14 protein-coding genes are annotated in these 16017 nt (G+C 62.7%); 7 read left to right on the top strand and 7 right to left on the bottom strand.

Annotated features, from left to right (window positions below; all coding sequences use genetic code 11):
* The first annotated feature begins 183 nt into the window (after positions 1-183).
* From QN224_RS25215 to QN224_RS25225, 3 genes are read left to right on the top strand one after another with little or no spacing between them, the layout of a single operon-like run.
* A complete protein-coding gene (locus tag QN224_RS25215; RefSeq protein WP_283978879.1) occupies positions 184-1161 on the top strand; it encodes an efflux RND transporter periplasmic adaptor subunit in 978 nt (325 codons plus the stop codon).
* A gap of 7 nt (positions 1162-1168) precedes the next feature.
* Positions 1169-2410, top strand: a complete 1242-nt coding sequence (locus QN224_RS25220; RefSeq protein ID WP_283978851.1) for an ABC transporter permease — start codon at positions 1169-1171, stop codon at positions 2408-2410.
* On the top strand, positions 2407-3105 hold the full coding sequence (locus tag QN224_RS25225; RefSeq protein ID WP_283978852.1) for an ABC transporter ATP-binding protein: 699 nt from the start codon (positions 2407-2409) through the stop codon (positions 3103-3105). Before QN224_RS25220 ends, QN224_RS25225 begins: the two co-directional genes overlap by 4 nt.
* Positions 3106-3306: 201 nt before the next feature.
* On the opposite strand, the gene QN224_RS25230 is transcribed toward QN224_RS25225, so the two are convergent.
* The 3 genes from QN224_RS25230 to QN224_RS25240 form a co-directional block, all read right to left on the bottom strand.
* The gene (locus QN224_RS25230; protein WP_283978853.1) at positions 3307-5316 is read right to left on the bottom strand and encodes an acyltransferase family protein; all 2010 of its coding nucleotides are present in this window, start codon (positions 5314-5316) and stop codon (positions 3307-3309) included.
* Positions 5317-5938: 622 nt separating this feature from the next.
* Entirely contained in the window at positions 5939-6400 is a 462-nt protein-coding gene (locus QN224_RS25235; RefSeq protein WP_283978854.1) for a nuclear transport factor 2 family protein, read from the bottom strand.
* Between the two features lie 242 nt (positions 6401-6642).
* Entirely contained in the window at positions 6643-7869 is a 1227-nt protein-coding gene (locus QN224_RS25240) for a PLP-dependent aminotransferase family protein (protein WP_283978855.1), read from the bottom strand.
* A gap of 310 nt (positions 7870-8179) precedes the next feature.
* On the opposite strand from QN224_RS25240, the gene QN224_RS25245 reads away from it, so the two are divergent.
* From QN224_RS25245 to QN224_RS25255, 3 genes are all read left to right on the top strand, one after another.
* Positions 8180-9172: a threo-3-hydroxy-L-aspartate ammonia-lyase gene (locus tag QN224_RS25245; RefSeq protein ID WP_283978856.1), complete on the top strand. Its 993-nt coding sequence runs from the start codon at positions 8180-8182 to the stop codon at positions 9170-9172.
* A 236-nt stretch (positions 9173-9408) separates the two neighbouring features.
* Positions 9409-10023 (top strand): class I SAM-dependent methyltransferase, encoded by a 615-nt coding sequence (locus tag QN224_RS25250; RefSeq protein ID WP_283978857.1) that lies wholly within the window; start codon positions 9409-9411, stop codon positions 10021-10023.
* Positions 10024-10645: 622 nt separating this feature from the next.
* Positions 10646-11641 carry a carbon-nitrogen hydrolase family protein gene (locus QN224_RS25255; RefSeq protein ID WP_283978858.1) on the top strand — a complete coding sequence of 332 codons (996 nt, stop codon included), beginning with the start codon at positions 10646-10648 and terminating at the stop codon, positions 11639-11641.
* 66 nt (positions 11642-11707) lie between these two features.
* On the opposite strand, the gene QN224_RS25260 is transcribed toward QN224_RS25255, so the two are convergent.
* From QN224_RS25260 to QN224_RS25275, 4 genes are all read right to left on the bottom strand, one after another.
* Positions 11708-12433 (bottom strand): alpha/beta hydrolase, encoded by a 726-nt coding sequence (locus QN224_RS25260; protein ID WP_283978859.1) that lies wholly within the window; start codon positions 12431-12433, stop codon positions 11708-11710.
* Positions 12434-12469: 36 nt separating this feature from the next.
* Positions 12470-12760, bottom strand: a complete 291-nt coding sequence (locus QN224_RS25265; protein ID WP_283978880.1) for a hypothetical protein — start codon at positions 12758-12760, stop codon at positions 12470-12472.
* 101 nt (positions 12761-12861) lie between these two features.
* Positions 12862-13563 carry a L,D-transpeptidase gene (locus tag QN224_RS25270; protein ID WP_283978860.1) on the bottom strand — a complete coding sequence of 234 codons (702 nt, stop codon included), beginning with the start codon at positions 13561-13563 and terminating at the stop codon, positions 12862-12864.
* The gene (locus QN224_RS25275; RefSeq protein ID WP_283978861.1) at positions 13560-14507 is read right to left on the bottom strand and encodes a glycine betaine ABC transporter substrate-binding protein; all 948 of its coding nucleotides are present in this window, start codon (positions 14505-14507) and stop codon (positions 13560-13562) included. Before QN224_RS25275 ends, QN224_RS25270 begins: the two co-directional genes overlap by 4 nt.
* 356 nt (positions 14508-14863) lie before the next feature.
* Here QN224_RS25275 and QN224_RS25280 point away from each other — a divergent pair, with 356 nt between their 5' ends.
* Positions 14864-15892, top strand: coding sequence for a hydroxyacid dehydrogenase (locus QN224_RS25280; RefSeq protein WP_283978862.1), 1029 nt, complete (start codon positions 14864-14866; stop codon positions 15890-15892).
* Positions 15893-16017 lie beyond the last annotated feature (125 nt).

The following is a 16017-nucleotide window of genomic DNA, read 5'->3' on the forward strand; positions in this document are numbered from 1 at the left end:
TGACTTGATAATAGACCGACGGTCGGTCTATTACTAGAGCGCATACAGCCTTTAGACATGCTCCAGATCAAAGTCTGGTGCATCCTTTGCGTGTTTACTCCAACGCGCAGCCTCTGAAGGCAAGGCATTCGGTTTCCGTGGAGAGATTTCGTGCGATTGAAGCGTTATGCGATCGCCCTTGCAATGGCCGCGGCAGCGGGTGCGGCGGCTTACTGGTACGTCTCCCGTCCGGCGCCCGTGACCGTGGTGACGCCTAAGCGTGGCGATGCGGCCGAAATCGTCTATGCGAGCGGCGTCGTGGAACCACGCACCTGGGCCAAGGTCACGCCCACCGTGCGCGAGCGCATCGTCGAGCAATGCAATTGCGAGGGCGAGCGCGTGGAAAAGGACCACGTGCTCGCGCGCCTCGACGACACGGAGGTGCGCGCCACACGCGGCGAACTCCAGGCGCGGCTGTCGCTGGCGCGGGAGGAATATCGCCGCAAGCTCGCCCTTTCGGCGCGCAACACTGTCAGCGTGCAGGAGGTTGACAGGGCCCGCACCGAAGTGGCGCAATTGGAGGCGCTGGTGGCCGCCCAACAGGCACGGCTCGCGAGCTACGTGTTGCGCGCGCCGAGCGCCGGCCAGGTGCTGCGCCAGGACGGCGAGATCGGCGAGGTCGCGGAGCTCGGCACCGTGCTCTTCTGGGTCGGCGAACCCAAGCCCCTGATCGTCGAGGCCGAGGTGAACGAGGAGGACATCCCGCGCGTCGAAGTGGGTCAGCGGGCGCTGTTGCGGTCCGACGCGTTTCCCGGGCGGGAACTGGAGGCGGTTGTCGACATCATTACGCCGAAGGGCGATCCGGTGACTAAGACCTACCGCGTGCGTTTCCGCCTGCCCGACGACACGCCACTCAGGATCGGCATGTCCACCGATGTCAATGTGATCGTGCGCCAGTCGCCGAACACGTTGATCCTTCCCTCGGGCGCTATCAGCGGCAACCGGGTCGCGGTGGTCGAGGGCGGTGACGTGCGCTTGCGCGAGATCGAGACCGGCATACGCGGCACCGGCGGCGTCGAGGTTCTTTCGGGACTTGAGGAAACGGAACAGGTCATCTCGCCCTTCCCCGCCGACCTTGCCGAAGGCACGCGCGTGACCATTGCGGGAGGCGGCAAGAACTGAGGCCATCATGCACCTTATCCTCGATATCGCGTGGACCCACATCGCCGGCCGTGGCCGCCAGACTTTCGTCGCGATAATCGGCGTGGCCGTCGGCGTCGGCTTCTCCATTGCGATGGCAGCGCTGATGCAGGGCGGCCAGGACGATTTCGTCCGCCAGCTCGTCGATACCATGCCGCATGTCGAGGTGAGCGACGAGCAGCGTTCGGCGCGCCGGCAGCCGGCGGAGGACATCTTCGAGGTCGCCGCCATATCCGGCTTGCGGCCGCGCGACGACCGCCGCGGCATCATCAACCCGACGGCAGCGCAATCATGGCTCGAGGAATGGATCCCGGGACGGTTCGCCGCGAGGCTCAACGCCGAGGGGGTGATCCGCTATTCCGGCCGCGAGGTCGGCGCCGTGGTGATCGGCATCGATCCGGAGAGGGAGGCAAGCGTTTCGCCGATCGTCGAGGATTTCCGCGACGGAAGCTTCGCCGCGCTCACCGCCGGCGGCAATAATGTCGTGATCGGCGATACGATGGCTTCGAGACTTGGCGCCGGGCTTGGCGATACGATCACCGCGGTATCGTCCGAGGGGCTTACCCGCAACTTCAAGATCGTCGGGCTGTTTCACACCGGAACCACCGCGCGTGACGAAGGCGAGGCCTATGTGCTGCAGAAGAATGCACAGATCCTTTCCAACCGGCCGAACGCGATCAACCGGATCAGCATCAAGCTCGACGATCCGAATGCCGCCCCCGCGATTGCACGACGCGTCGAGGCGGAACTCGGCTACAAGGCGGTTGCCTGGCAGGAAGCGAACGAATCCATTCTGGAGGCGCTCGTGGTGCGCAACATCATCATGTATACGGTCGTGGCCGCAATCATGCTGGTCGCCGGCTTCGGTATCTTCAACATCATCTCGACCATCACCCACGAGAAGGCGCGCGATATCGCGATCATGAAATCGCTCGGCTTCTCGGAAGCCGACATGCGGCGCCTCTTCGTGCTCGAAGGGCTGGCGATCGGCGGCGCGGGTTCGCTCCTCGGCTGGATGCTCGGGTTTTCCATTACCTATGCGCTTTCGCTCGTGCACTTCGAAATCGCCGCGACCGGCCAGGAAATGACGCGGCTGCCGATTGCCTGGAGCATGCTCCACTACCTGATCGCAACGGCCTCGGCGGTCGGCTCCGCGGCGGTCGCCGGCTACCTGCCCGCCCGGCGCGCGGCCCATCTCAACCCGGTCGACATCATCAGGGGCGCGACATGACGAGCCTGATCGAGACGACGGACCTCACGCGTATTCTCCACGAGGCGGTGCCGGTCACGCTGGTGAGAGATATCACGCTCACGATCGGCGAGCGGGAATTCGTCGCCGTGACAGGCCCGTCAGGATCGGGAAAGTCGTCACTGCTCTACCTCCTTGGTCTGCTCGACCGGCCGACCGCGGGAACGCTTAAAATTCGCGGCCGCGATGCCGAACCGATGAGCGAGAAGGAGCGCGCCGTGACGCGCCTCGCCAACATCGGCTTCGTGTTCCAGTTCCACTTCCTGCTGCCCGAGTTCACTGCGCGCGAAAACGTCGAGATTCCGATGCGCAAGCTCGCCCGCCTCACCCGCGCCGAGATGCGCGAACGGGCGAATGCACTGCTCTCCTCATTCGGGTTGGAAGATCACCTCCACAAGCGACCCGACCAGCTTTCCGGCGGCCAGCGCCAGCGGGTCGCGGTCGCGAGAGCGCTCGCCAACGATCCGCCGCTCATCCTCGCCGATGAACCGACGGGCAGCCTCGACAGCAAGAGTTCTGAGCAGGTGTTTGCGATCCTGGAAGCGCTCGTCAACGAGCGCGGCAAGACGGTCGTCGCCGTCACGCATGACCTCGAAATGGCCGCCCGCATGCATCGGCGCATCCATCTCGTGGATGGCCGGATCAGCGAGGAAGAAGGCGCCAAACCGGGGTTTTAGACGACTACAGCGCCGCGCGTCTCATGAGACGTCACAGTGCACGACAGAAGCCAGCTTCAGCCTCGTCGGCAAGACTTCTCGTCCTATCCTCATTCCTGTGCTTGTCACAGGAATCCAGCCAGCCCAAGTCCTTGGGCTGAAAAGACTCTCCCGCGGCGCGGCCATGCGGCTGCCACACTCGGCTCACTGCACCGCCGCCGCCTACTTGTTCCGGATCGCGCCGACGATCGTCTCGCCGAAGATCGCCCGTTGAAGCGAGGCCGCGAGCGATTCCGCATAGGGCGTGGCGATGTGATGACGATCGCGGAAGGTCAGTTTGCCGTCGATCACCGCGGGACACGTGGTTTTGTCGCAGAACAGGTCGACGACATCGACATAGGACGCATGGCCCACTTCGGTAACGACCTTTCGTTCAGCCGCCGGGATCGTCTCCTCCACCGCCTCGTTGCGCGGTGTGTCGCAAACGCTGGGGTTCTCGTCCTGCCACAGGGCACGCGCAACGCATTTGTCCAGGTAGGATTTGTGCAGCGGGCCGTCCCGGAGCATGACGATATCGCTGCCGGTCTCTTTCAATGTCTCGACGGTGCGCTTGATGCCCTTGGCCCACGCGCCGACATCGATCTGGTAGCTGGATATGTGATTGATGTCGTTTCGGACATAGCTCGACGAATATTGCGAAAGGATCACGACGTCAGGCTTCAGCGAGGCAATCTCGCCGAGCACCAGCTTCCTCCACTGGTCGCACTCGCTATAGTCCCGCGCCAACACCGAATTCCAAGTCGTGACACTTGCCGCCGGACATGACGACTTCAGATAGGTGACGAGCCGCCAACCGTTGCTCTCGGCAATTCGCTTGAGCGGCGTCGACCAATGGTCGGCATGGGAATCGCCGAAGAGAACGATCGTCTTTTTAGGGTTCTTGGCGCCGAATTCGCAGGCCCTTGGCGCAATCTCGTCCCTCTCGAGCACGCAGGCCGAATCGAATTCCCGCGCCGCCGATTTCCGTTCGGCGCTTTTGAGGACCTGCCGTTGCTCGGAATCGAGGTTGAAGCTCGCCAAGGTGGCACTTCCGTAGGCAACCGTCGCCCCTGTCGCCGTGAGAAGCGCGGCGAGACCGAGCGATCGGCTGGTCTTGGCCGCCAGCCAGCCGCTGTGGCGCACCGGATTTTCGATGAAATGATAGCTGAAAAGCGAAAGGACGAGCGTGAGCGCCAGGCACAGGAGCCGATGGGCGATGGTCAGGTCCGGCTCGAGGATTCCCGCATAGACGATGACTGGCCAGTGCCAGAGATAGAGGGAATAGGAGAGCTTTCCGATCTCCTGGAACGGCTGAAGGGCGAGGACGGACCTCGGGCCGGCGCGGCTTTCATGCGCGCCGCTGAGCAGCACCATCACCGTGCCCAAGACGGGCACCAGGGCAATGGAGCCAGGAAAGGGAATATCCTCCGTCACGGTCAGATAGGCCGCCGCGATCAAGGCGAGCCCAAGCCAGCCGAGTACGGGCGAAAAGCGAAACCGTCTTGCCCACTCCTGCGAGACCGCCATCGAAGCCAGGCCGCCGGCGGCGAACTCCCAGGCTCTCAGCGGCGAAAAGTAGAACGCCCAGGGCTGGGAAATCGCAGTCACCCGCCAGCTAAGCGCAAAGGAAACCGCGGCCACGGCGGCGAGCAGGAGGAACAGGCCGCGCTTGCCCGGACGAAACCGCGCAAGGACCAGGAGGAGCGCGGGCCAGACGAGATAGAACTGCTCCTCCACCGAGAGGGACCAGTAGTGGATGAACGGGTTGTTCGACGCGTCCGACGCAAAATAATCGACGGCCCAGCGAATGAGCCACAGGTTGATCATGTAGGACGAGGCAAACAGCGAGCCTTTCGAATAAAACTGCTGCTCGGACGGCGCGAGAACGAAGTAGCCGAAAAGCAGCGTCGCCAGGATGACGAACAATGACGCCGGAAGCAGGCGGCGGGCGCGCCGGCCGTAAAAGCGCCAGAGATTGACCGTGCCGCTCCTCGCGATCTCCTGCTGCAGATGCCTGGTGATGAGGTAACCGGATATGACGAAGAAGATATCAACCCCGACGAAGCCGCCGGGCAGACCGGTCATGCCGAAGTGAAAGGCCACGACACCGGAGACCGCCAGGGCGCGCAGCCCTTCGATGTCGGGGCGAAAGCTTCCTGGGGCTGCTTGTGTACTCAGGGCTTGTGTACTCATACCGCTGGTTGCATACCTTCTCAGGCGCCCCAGTTATTCATGGCACGAACAGATCTGGAGGCAAGGGGTTATTTGACGCGACGCAGCATTCCCTGCCGCAACGCAGCACATCATGGTGCGGTGATCCTGCCCGAAAATAAGGCGTCAATATGGGGCTTTTCTCGATTTTTTCCGTGGGCTTTGTACAATCACCCGCGCCCGGCCGGTCACACGCCCCTCACAGAGACGGGACAATTGCCGTCCGATGCCCCCGGAATGGTGCGGCCAGCTCACAATCTTGGATTGAACAACAGGAATATCACGCCCCCTCAAAAAGAAAGGGCCGGCATGCCGAAAACCCAAGAAACTCAACGGCTCGACGCGGGCTGCGCGGCGTGGCGTCGGAAGCACGGCCTCTTCCAGCCGGAGCGGGAACATTGCCGGTGACCACGAGAGAGGTGTGCTTCAAAAATGTCAAACGCCGCAGGCGCAAGCCCCGCTTCAGCACGTGCGTTTTCAAGGCGCCTGCGCGTGGCCGGCGCCCTCCCGACGTTCAGGAAACATCTGTTTTGGCCTGCGGACCGCCACACGAATCAGGTCGCCGAGTCGATGATTCGGTTGCGACCGGAACGCCGTGGCTATTTCAGCCGCCCGCCTGCTCTGTCACCGCGAAGCTCGCAAGCGGCACCGTCATGCCGACCGGCGTGGCCACCTCGACCAGTTGCTGCGTGTCGACGAACTCCATGATCTCCACCATCAGCCCGTCCCTGAAGGTGACCTTGTCGACAAACTCGGTTTCGAAGCGGGCATCGCTCGGGACGAAACGCACCTCGCCGGCGCGATGTGCGAAAACCGTCTCGCCGTCGACATGAAGCGCGAGTGTTCCCACCTTGGACAGATCCCAAACGTCCATCAACGACTTGAAATTGAGGCGCACGGCATCCCCGCCTTCGATCTTCTGGGCCATCGGGCCGAGGCGATCGCTCCCGGCGATGCGGAAGCTGCAGGCAGGATGAACATAGGCCATCAACGCGTCGAGGTCGTTGTCGGCCCGCGCCCGGTAGATCGCCTGCATGATGTTTTCAAGTTCGCTTCGATCGGTCATGGCAGTCCTCCCCTTTCGGTTACTGCACAACTCTCATGAATCGGAAACGATGGCAGCCGGCTTCGCTCGTCATGCGAGAGCATGGGCTGGCTTGCAAGTTTGCCGCCAATCGCCGCCGCTGGCAAGCAAAGAGCGACCGCGGGGCGCCCGACTACCGCCGACCGGCAAACGCTCTGATGGGAAGCGAAAGGCCCGGCGTTTCCGCCGGGCCTCTTCAAATGTGCTTGCTTTGTCCTTCCGGCTCAGGCCGCCTCGGCGACCTCGCCGCGGATCAGGTCGCCGAGCCGGCGGATGCCCTCGTCGATCATCTTGTCGTTGGCGCAGGAGAAGCTCAGGCGCAGCGTGTTCTCGCCCGACCCGTCGGCGAAGAAGGCGCGGCCGGGGACGAAGGCGACCTTCGCCGTCTGGATCGATTTCGCCAGAAGCTCGGCACCGTCGGTGCCCTTCGGCAGCGTCACCCAGACGAACATGCCGCCTTCCGGCTTGGTCCAGGTCACGCCTGCCGGCATATATTTTTCGAGTGCGGCAAGCATCGCACTGCGGCGGTGCTTGTAGACCCTGTGGATCTTCTGCACCTGCTCGTCGAAGCCGCGCTCGGCAACGGTGCAGATCGCCATCTGGTTAATGGTCGAGGAATGCAGATCCGCCGCCTGCTTCATCAGCACCAGCTTACGGATCACTGCTTCGGAGGCGCAGACCCAGCCGACGCGAAGGCCCGGCGCCAGCGTCTTGGAAAAGCTGCCGCAATAGATCGTGCGCGTGCTGTTGATGTCGCCCTTGCGCGCGATTTCCAGCGCCAGGATGGGCGGGATCGCCTCGCCGTCGTAGCGCAGCGATTGGTAAGCCGCATCTTCGATGACGGCGATGTCGAGTTCCTCGGCGAGGTCGAGCACGCGCTCGCGGCCGGCGCGATCAACCGTCTCGCCGGTCGGGTTGGCAAAGTCGGCCGAGAGGTAAGCGAATTTCACCCGGCCGCCGGCCTGCGCGGCCTGCTGGCGATAGGCTTCGGGCGTGCGGTTGCCGCCGGGGTTCAGCTGGTCGTAGGTCGGCTCGTAGGCATTGAAGGCCTGCAGCGCGCCGAGATAGGTCGGCCAGGTGACGAGCGCGGTATCCTTCGGCGACAGGAACAGCTTGCCGAGATAGTCGAGCCCCTGCTGCGAGCCGGAGGTGATGAAGATGTTGTCGACCGTCGCCGGAATGCCGAGGGCCGCCATCTGCTTGGCCAGCCATTCGCGCAAGGGGCGATAGCCCTCGCTTACCGAATATTGCAGCGCCGCGCTGACGGCCGGACCGTCGAAGATCTCGGCGTAGGCCTCCTTGAATTCCGCATCGGGGAAGAGTTCGGGATCGGGAATGCCGCCGGCAAAGGAGATGATATCAGGACGATCGAGCAGTTTCAGAAGCTCACGGATTTCGGAGGCGCGCATCCGGCTCGAACGCGTCGCGAAGATATGGTCCCAATTCAGCATGGGCAGTTTCCTCGAGATCTTTGCAACGGGACCACGGAAGAAGCGGCTTTCCGACGTCCCGCGTTTCTTTGTCGATTGTCCGGCGACAGGATCATGTCCGCCATTTTATGTCAACGTTATTGACCTAAATCAGTTCTTTTTTCGTCGTCTACGGCTTTCGAACCGGCCGCTGCCGCATGGTGACTTGGATGACGTAACGTGAGATCTTTGATGCGTCGCCAGCGCTCGTGGATATCTTCGCGACGTGCTAGATTCCGAGCTGACGCCAGGGGTATTTTTCGATGCGTAGTGACAGCGCCGGGAGGTTTGCGTGATCGACACTTCATCAGCATCCGCTTCACTTAAGGTTCCGACATTTGCGGACGTCGAAGCCGCGCGGGAGCGCATTTCCGGCGCAGCCCACCGCACCCCCGTCTTGACATCGCGCACGGCGGACGCAATGGCCGAGGCGTCTCTCTTCTTCAAGGCGGAGAACCTGCAACGCGCCGGCGCGTTCAAGTTTCGTGGCGCCTACAACGCCGTCGCCGCACTTGATGAATTTTCGCGGCGCAACGGTGTCGTCGCCTTCTCCTCCGGCAACCACGCCCAAGCCCTCGCCGATGCGGCGAGATTGCAAGGCGTTCCGGCAACGATCGTGATGCCGAAGGACGCGCCGGAGATAAAGATCGCGGCGACGAAGGCCTATGGCGCCGAAATCCATTTCTATGACCGCTATACCGAGGATCGCGAGGCAATAAGCCGACGCCTCGCCGCCGAGCGCAGCGCAACCCTGGTTCCCCCCTTTGACCACCCGGAGGTGATTGCCGGACAGGGCACCGCCGCGCTGGAGCTGATCGAAGAGGTCGGCGAGCTCGATCTCATTGTCGTGCCGCTTGGCGGCGGCGGCTTGCTCGCCGGCAGCGCGCTCAGCGCCCGCGCGCTCTCACCCGCGTGCAAGATTGTCGGCGTCGAGCCGGAGGCGGGCAACGACGGCCAGCAGTCGCTCCGCAAGGGCGAGGTCGTGCGCATACCGGCGCCGAAATCCATTGCCGACGGCGCGATCGTCACCCATGTCGGCGATCACAACTTCGCCATCCTGAAACACACGGTCCACGACATCGTAACCGTAACTGACGCCCAATTGGTCGAGACCATGCGTTTCTTCGCCGAACGCATGAAGATCATCGTGGAGCCCACCGGCTGCCTGGCGGCGGCGGCCATATTGCAGGGCGTTCTGCGCTGTGCGGGTTCGAGGGTGGGCATTCTCTTAAGCGGCGGAAACGTCGATCTGAAAACGTTCAATGACCTGCTGAGCGCGCGCTAGATCTCTTCACCCCGCGGGATTGGTTCAAGACGTGCGTGCGGCTCGCCTACTGCATGTTTCGCCAGTTGGGGTACTGCAAGGCATCTCCTCGCTTCCTCATTCCTGTGCTTGTCACAGGAATCCAGCCAGCCCAAGTCCTTGGGCTGGAAAGACTCTTCCACGCCACGCCGGAGGCGCTTGTCCTACGCCACGGCGCGCCTTATCAGGCACGCATGACTTTCGATGAAGGAAATGAGATGCCGCCGCTCAGCGACGAGACGAATGCCTTCTACCGCGACAACGCTGAAGCCTATGCAAATCGGGAACGCAAGGCGCCGGTCGCGCGCCTCGATCGGTTCCTCGCCAGGCTTGAACCCGGCGCCAGGATCCTCGAACTCGGCTGTGGCGGCGGCCAGGACAGCGCCTATATGCTCGCCAGGGGCTTCGACGTGACGCCAACCGACGGCTCGCCGGAACTCGCGGTGGAGGCAGAACGGCTGCTCGGCCGGCAGGTCGAGGTCGTCCGATTTGAAGAGATCGGATGGCACGAAGTCTTCGACGCTGTCTGGGCGGAAGCATGCCTCCTGCATGTGCCGCGTGCCGACCTTGCCGGTGTGCTTGCCCGCATCCAGCGCGCATTGAAAGCCGGCGGGATACTTCATGCGAGCTTCAAGGCAGGAAACGGCGAAGGCCGTGATCGCTTTGGGCGCTATTACAACTATCCTTCGCGCGATTGGCTGATGCGACGGTTCGACAAGAAGGACTGGGCGGAGCTGGAAATCGCCGAAGCGGATGGCGGCGGCTACGACGGCGAACCGACCCGCTGGCTGCATGTGTCGGCCGCTAAACCAATTTCAGCAGAACAACAGTAAAGAAGGCCGGACCGCGCCCGGTCTGGAAGGTTTCCCAGCCTGCGTGCGCCCCTCAGGCCTCCCCTTCGTCCCAGTAGCTGCAGATCAGCAGGAAGCAGATCCCAGCCAGGATGAAGAAATCGAAGAGCGCGAAGTGCTGCAGAATCGTCGTCATTACGCTTCCTCCCGCCAACCAACACATCAGAACACGATTTGGTTTCCAGAGAAAGCAGAAATAGACAATGTTATTTCGATGTACCCGTAAGATATGACTGCTATTCTTGCGGCGCACAAAAGATATTCTGCGACGCACAATAGCTTTCACCGGCACTTGCATGAAGAGAGAAAGCCGGAGCGTGGCGCCCGGCCGCAAACCTAAATCTGGAATACTTCTCTCGCAAAACTCGTTTGAGTATAGACAGCATCAAATAGGAATATTTGCGACGGGCAGTCCCGGAGTTGACGAATCAGAATCGCATCGGCAGCCTTCTGCTCGGCGTGGCCTACGCCTAACCTCCCAGGACCTTCCCCAGCACGGTCTTAAACGGAGGCAAAGGGACTTCTGTCTCGGGTCGCAGTCTTGGTCCGATCGTTTCGGGCGTTGTTGCTGGGGAACGCCGTCCGGGACGTGAAAGGCCCGACAATGACGCGAAACGGAAACTTCAAACGTCGCGTACGCGCCCGCGCGGCTAGAACAGGTGAGTCCTACACGACGGCTCTCATGCACGTTCGCCGGAGCTCGTCGAACGATATAAAGCCTGAAGCCAAATCAGTGCGTTTGGCTGTAGCGCAATCCTCTGTCTGCGATGATCCTCGCAACGTCGCGGCGCTTCGCGCTAGCGGGCTGGAAATGAGACGCCTTATGCGCCAGGCGCATGAAGCCGGAGCAAGACTCGTGCATTTTCCCGAAGGCGCGACCTGCTCCCCTAACAAGCGCATCATGTCCAGTAACGGTCCCGAACAAGTCGGTACGTCCGATTGGCGCCGGTTCGAATGGATTGTCCTGCGTGAGGAACTGGAAGCTACCAGGAAGCTTGCACGACAACTGAGGCTCTGGACGATCGTCGGATCAGTGCACCAACTCACCCCACCTCACAGGCCGCACAATAGCCTGTATGTCATCTCCGATCGTGGGGAAGTGGTGACGCGTTACGACGAGCGCATGCTGTCAAATACCAAGATCTTGTTTATGTATACGCCGGGTTCAACCCCGGTGACGTTCGAGGTTGATGGGGTCCGCTTCGGCTGCGCGCTGGGCATGGAGTCGCACTTTCCGGAGATTTTCATCGAATATGAGCGGCTTGCTGTCGATTGTGTTTTGTTCTCGACCACCGGCGGCTCGTCCAATGACTTGGCTTTCGCCGCCGAGACGCAGGGACACGCCGCAAGCAACAGATATTGGATCAGCTTCTCTGTTCTCGCGCGGCGTGGCCTGACTGCTCCTTCGGGAATCGTTGGTCCCGGCGGTCAATGGGTCGCACAATGTGCAGCGGATGGAGCACCCTCGATTGCCGTCATCGATATCAATGACGATCCGGGAGACCTCGCCCGATCTTGGAGGCGAACCGCACGGGGAGGCATTTACGAGCCGCACCTGGCGGACAACGACCAACGAAGCCGCAGACGCGATATGTTCTGAACTTGGCGACAACAGCAGCGAGCGGGAGAGCGCTTCCCGTTCGCCGACTTTCGTCAAGCGATCAAGTCAACGAAGATGCTGCTCCGGAGACGACCGTTGTTGGTCGCTTATCAGCTCTTGCAGTACGGCGTTGAGGTATTCCGGTTGTTCCAGCGGAACGTAATGGCCGCAATTTCGGACAATCTTCAGGCGTCCGTGCCGCGCCTGCGCTGCCTGCATTGAGCTGGCCTCAGGTCCAGGCGCGCGATCATCTTCGCCGGTGACGATCACAATCGGCCGCGGCAAGCTCGACAAAACGTGCTCTCTGCTCGGCCGCGTATGAAACACCGTGACGCCCCGCGCAACGTCCTGCAGCGGCTGGCGAAAGGCAATGGCTTTTGCGGCGTCGATCACCTGGCTGCTGGCTGACTCGGAAAACAGCGAAGCCCAATAGGTATCCCATGCCGCCGCCAAGCCCTTTGCTTGAAGCAGTTCCAAGGCGGAAACGTGGAGCGTCGGATCTGGCCGATGGCGAGCCTTCGTCCCGATTAGCACCAGTGCGGCAATCCTATCCGGCGCGAGTGCGGCAATCTCGAGAGCGCAGGACCCTCCGACCGAGCAGCCAACGACGATCAGGCGGGTACCGCGAACCGACCTCAGGGCCTCAACTGCCCAGGCGTCAATGCTGTCCCCCAAAGAATAGAGCGTCGGCGCATGAGTGGAGCCCGGCAGAAGATGCATCTGCCCTTTCCACATCGAGCCATCAAGCGGCAGCGCGTGCAGAAGAAGGAGTTCCAGCCTGCTGTTGCTCATAGACGCGGCAAATCGGCATCCCGGTTTTTGCGCCCATTAGGCGGGCTGGACGGATTTGACGCCGCCGCTGCTGTCGACGACGCAGTTGAACTTGCGGCCGCCGGCGTCGACGTCGACGCTGTAGCTCGTCGCATCGAGCTGGCGCGAACTCGTCGGCAGAACCCTGGCGCCGCCGGCTTGCGCCACGACGGCATTGGCGCAGATGAGCTGCAGGTCGGCGGGCGCAGTCTGCAGGCTGGTTCGGGCCATGTTCTGCGGCTCGGGAGCTGATGACCGGCATCCGGCAACAAGCGAGACGCACGCTACGGTAAATGCGCACCATGCGATCGAATGCCGTTTCAAGCTGGTTGTCGACAAATTCTCACCCTCCAGATGTCGCCTTCGCTGGCCATTTTTCACACGCCCGGTATTTCACACGCCCCGGTACTTCACACACCCTTGTAGAGCGCCGCCCCCTGCATCAGCACGATGACCTTCGCGCCGATTTTCACGCGAGAGTGCAGATCGATGACATCGTCGTTGTTCATCCGGATGCAGCCGGAGGAAACGTCGAGGCCGATCGTCCAGGGCTCCACGGTGCCATGGATGCGATAGATCGTGTCGTTCTCGCCTTCATAAAGATAGAGCGCCCTCGCTCCCAGCGGATTGTCCGGCCCGCCCGGCATGCCGGCCGCCCATTTCGCCGCGTTCAGGTCGCGCGCTACCATCTCGGGAGGCGGCGTCCAGGTCGGCCACTCGGCCGTGCGACCGACGCGAACGATGCCCGCCCAGCCGAAGCCTTCGCGGCCGACGCCGATGCCGTAGCGGATCGCCTGGCCGCCGGGCTGGACGAGATAGAGAAAGTGCTGGTTGCCGTCGATGATGATCGTGCCCGGCGGCTCAGCCGTGCGGAAGGGAACGACCTGCCGGCGAAAGGCCTCCGGCACCTGCTTGTTGCGCGCAAAATACTGCCGCGCCTTCCGCTTGTCGTAATCGACCCATTTCTTCGTGCGGGCGTCGTAGATCTGCGTGGCGGCGAGCGCCGCCAGTGGCCCGAGGCAGAGGCCGGCGGCAAGCACGATCAGGCCGATCTTCCGCATCCCCCCGGCACGCTTTCCTTCCGTTTCAAAGCTATTCCGGATCTTCGTCATTGTTTTGCCCACCCGTCGATGCGTGCTGCGTGGCCGTCGACCCACTTCTTCGCATAGTCGGAAGGCGCCTGGCGTTCCACCTCGAGCGCGTAGCTCATCGCGGTCACTTCCTCCGGCGAGAAATCCACCTCTTCGAGGAACTTCGCGATATCAGGATGCTTCTTTCCGAACGCCGTCGCATAGGCGATGTGGAAATGCGCCGTATCCCAGGCGGTCGCCGCGCTCGACTTCGTGACCCACAGGGGATCGTCCGCCTGCGCGATCTTCCACTTCGCCGGGTCGTGCGGCGGCTCCTCGATGCGCGCGAGCCTGTGCAGCTCGAAGACGTGATGCGGCGCATAGCAATAGAACACCATGGGCCGGGCCGTCGCGACCGCCGCATCGACTGCCGCCATCGCCACGTCTTCCTCCGCCTCGACGAGCGTGAGGTTCGCGCCATAGCCGTAGCTGTTCGCCCTCACCCGCTCTATTCCCGTCGAAAGCCAGGTCGGCGCGCCGATCCACACTTCGCCGCGTCCGTCTCCGTCGGTGTCGAGCACCGCTGTCTTTGCCGGGTCGTTCAGGTCGGCGATCGTCTTCAGACCCGCCGCGGCCGCTTCCGGGGTGGCGCAAAGGCCCTGCCAGGCCGGAACGGCACGCCCGCTCAGCACGACCGCACCCTTCTCGGTCACATATTTCCTGATGAGATCCTCGAAATTAGGCCGCCACACCTCGGGCTGGATGTCGACCTCGCCCTTGTCGAGCCCGACGAAGGCGCTGATCGTCCCGAGTTCGCGCACCTCCGCCTCGAGCCCGAACTTCTTGGCGATGCTCTCCTTGAGGATATTGGCCGTTGCCTGTCCGGACGGCCAATTGGGCATGGCGATCACCAGATCGGCCGCTTGTGCCGGCAGGGCGGCGGTCGCGGCAAACACGGCTGCGAAGCCCGCCGCATGGAGTTTCATGCTTCTCTTCACAGTCCCCTCCCCCCAAAATGGCGGCTGATCTATGTGAATGAATGCTCTGGCTCGAATTTTGGGCGCCACGCGGGACCTGGCCTACGACGCAACGCGGCATGCAACTTAAGTCGGCGGATCGAAGCGACCCGGAATGCTATGCAGGCATGTCTTGACGGCCGGCAGGATGCACCAGCTTCTTCCCGTCAGTCAACTTGTCGTTGATTATTCGCAATTCTCAGGCCTAACTTCGCCCGACGGCATCGGCGGAAGCAGCCGTTTGAGGTAGGCATCCGCACCGACGTCACGTGCGCAGAACTCTTTTCGCCGATGGAGAAACTGCTTGCCCCGGGGAGGAAGGCGCCATGTCTGAAAGTTCGCAACCGCTGGTGATAAGCGCGCCGGAACCGCGCACGCTCGATCTCATTTTTACCCCTGCTTCCCTCGTCCGGCTTCGCGCCGGCTACCGGGTCGTCGAGACCGATCGGGATATTGCAGCGCTCCCCGCCGAGATTCTCGCCGGGGCCCGCTACATCGTCGGCCAGCCGCCGATCTCGGGCGAACTGCTCGCTCGCATGCAGTCGCTCCGCTGCGTCTTCAACGTCGAGAGCAATCTGATCGACAACATGCCCTACGAGACGCTGTTCGAGCGCGGCATCCATGTGGTGACAACCGGGGCGGTCTTCGCCGAGCCCGTGGCAGAACTCGGCCTTGCCATGGCGATCAACCTCGCGCGCGGCATCGTCGATGCGGATCTCGCATTCCGCGAAGGCAAGGAGTTGTGGGGCGGCGAAGGCAACCGCACGGCGCGCCTGATCTCCGGCGCCGACGTCGGCATCATCGGCTTCGGCGACCTCGGCAAGGCGCTCAACCGCCTGCTTTCCGGCTTCCGTACCCGCACGCGCGTGTTCGACCCCTGGCTGCCGCGGTCGATGCTGATCGAGCACGGCGTGGAGCCGGCCTCATTGGATGAGGTTCTGTCCGGGAGCGACTTCGTTTTCGTCGTCGCCTCCGTCACCAGCGAAAACCAGGGTTTTCTCGGCGCCGACACCTTCGCGAAGATGCGCAAGGGTGCTGCCTTCATCCTGCTCAGCAGGGCCGGCGTCGTGGATTTCGAGGCGCTGATGGAGGCGGTGCGCAGCGGGCGCATCGTCGCCGCCAGCGACGTCTTTCCGGAAGAGCCGCCTGGCCTCGACCATCCGGTCCGCGCGCTGCCCGGCTTCCTGCGCTCGGCGCATCGCGCCGGCGCCCTCGACATCGCCTTCAAGCGCATGGGCGACATGGTGCTCGAGGACATGGACCTGATGGACCGCGGCCTGCCGCCGATGCGCTGCAAGCGTGCCGAGCGCGAAACCGTCTCGCGCATGCGCTCGAAGCCCGTCGACAGGAACTAGATCCGCGACTGCGGCGGCCGGCGCCTCCCCTGTCTGACTTCTCGCGCCCGAAACCTAGGTTGGCGACCTGAAAACTCGATCGTTCCGATCAATCCCACCTGCGAGGGGGCGCGGCCTTCCCGCCG

Origin of the sequence: Sinorhizobium sp. 7-81, from assembly GCF_030124405.1 — a bacterium.
Lineage (GTDB): Bacteria > Pseudomonadota > Alphaproteobacteria > Rhizobiales > Rhizobiaceae > Sinorhizobium > Sinorhizobium psoraleae.